Annotated in this window: 1 protein-coding gene; it reads right to left on the bottom strand. The window is 44.4% G+C overall.

All coding sequences use genetic code 11. The annotated features are described in order from the left end of the window. Positions 1-22: 22 nt before the first annotated feature. A partial coding sequence (locus ABF638_RS37955; protein ID WP_435027881.1) for a hypothetical protein occupies positions 23-1,371 on the bottom strand: 1,349 nt, incomplete at its 5' end.

Below are 1,371 nucleotides of genomic sequence, written 5' to 3'. Positions count from 1 at the left end.
ACTTTTTGAGATTGCAGTAATATTAAAAAGCGGTAAACCCTAACTTCTCACTACCCTTCAATTGCTTGGATTCTATAAGTTGTGCAATCGCACACCTTAAATAGCGAACACTCTTTTTCTCTTCGCCCCACTTTCGGCTATTTCTAATGGCGGCAAAGCTGACTGGTGTTGCAACGGCTGAAGTAACAATGTTTAAAATCTGCTCTTTATCAGCCTCAGATATAGTCACTTCTTCTTCTACCTCTACAATTTCAACGTCTTGAGTAGGCTTTGAGAAAATAGACTCCAGTTTATTAACTGCGTCATCTGGTGCAATTTTCTCCCCTCTGGGCATAACTGCTGGCTGGTGATGCTGTACCAGTTCCGGGAAAAATTTGAGTAACGTTCTTGCAGGATCTGGCTGACCATTGCCTGGGTGTAACTCTATCTTTAACCAGTCAGGAATCATGCCGAGATTGCCACCGTTAACAGGTTCAGCAAAGTTATTAGGGTTAGCCTTAAAATATTCGCCACTAGCAACATTAATCTTTCGCAATCCGCCAGCGCTAACAGACTGAGCTACACAGCCAATAAAGTTAACCGATTGCTTAAAGGTGTCTGCTAGTCCTGCTGTGGCCTTGCCAACCACGCTTGTCAGATTTGAGCCATGCAAGACAATGATTAATGTACCGCCACATTTGGCGAAGCGACTCAGCAGATATTGGATAGCCCAAGTGCGATCGCTCTCATCAAGTAGGGACAGCAAGCGCATCGCCTCATCAATCACTAGGAGTAAATTTTTGTGGGAGTAAGGTTCAGTTGCATCTAAGCCTTTAAGAAATTTAAGCAAGTCACGGGCAACTAGTTTATCTGCACCGTCCGCATCTTTTTCAGGGTATTTAAGAGCAGAAATCAGATTACAACTAAAGGGGTAAACGTCCACCCCGGCTGTAAAGTATTGGGTGTTTAATCCTGAATCTAATGCTAGAGATAATGTTGCCAAGATTGCTGCTAAGGTTCCCTTGCCACCTCGTTGAGTACCTGCAATCGCTATCACCTGAGAACTCATCATGTCTTCTATTTGGAAACCACTTTTCGTTAAAGCCGCGATGAGTGCGTTTGCTCTATTCGGCAAAGTCAGATTAGTTATAGTCTCTGGTACAAGCCCCTGTGCTGATGGCTGTAGCTCCTCCGGTTTAGAAAGATGATCTGCTTGGTGAGTGTCCCGAATATCTACAGTCGGTGATTGAAATTGCTTGATATCTACGGTGGGTGGTAACTGGGTTTGAGCCTGTGTTATGGCACTAACCTCAGACCGATTCAGCCGACTATCAATCGTCACATCCTGTAAATGGAGAGCCATACTTTGATAAGTCGGTAGCTGACGACCCT

It is taken from the genome of Nostoc sp. CALU 1950 (assembly GCF_051172895.1).
In the GTDB taxonomy this organism is placed as follows: domain Bacteria; phylum Cyanobacteriota; class Cyanobacteriia; order Cyanobacteriales; family Nostocaceae; genus Nostoc; species Nostoc edaphicum_A.
The sequence above is the reverse complement of the archived record's forward strand: the minus strand, read 5'-3'. Positions and strand labels throughout refer to the sequence as shown.